The 298-nt window shown below is 46.0% G+C and carries 1 rRNA gene; it reads left to right on the top strand.

Going from position 1 to position 298, the window contains the following annotated elements:
• Nucleotides 1–74: 74 nt before the first annotated feature.
• Nucleotides 75–298: ribosomal RNA gene (locus VK90_RS27225) — 16S ribosomal RNA — on the top strand; the annotation flags it as partial.

The raw sequence follows: 298 nt of genomic DNA, 5'->3' as shown, positions 1-298 counted from the left end.
AGTTCTTTGAAAACTGAACGAAACAAACAACGTGAAACGTCAATTTTTATTTTTAGATGCTAGACAAACTAACTTTATTGGAGAGTTTGATCCTGGCTCAGGATGAACGCTGGCGGCGTGCCTAATACATGCAAGTCGAGCGAATGGATTAAGAGCTTGCTCTTATGAAGTTAGCGGCGGACGGGTGAGTAACACGTGGGTAACCTGCCCATAAGACTGGGATAACTCCGGGAAACCGGGGCTAATACCGGATAACATTTTGCACTGCATGGTGCGAAATTGAAAGGCGGCTTCGGCT

Origin of the sequence: Bacillus sp. LK2, assembly GCF_001043575.1 — a bacterium.
GTDB lineage: Bacteria > Bacillota > Bacilli > Bacillales > Bacillaceae_G > Bacillus_A > Bacillus_A paramycoides.
Note: the sequence above shows the minus strand (reverse complement) of the source record. Positions and strands in the feature narration are given on the sequence as shown.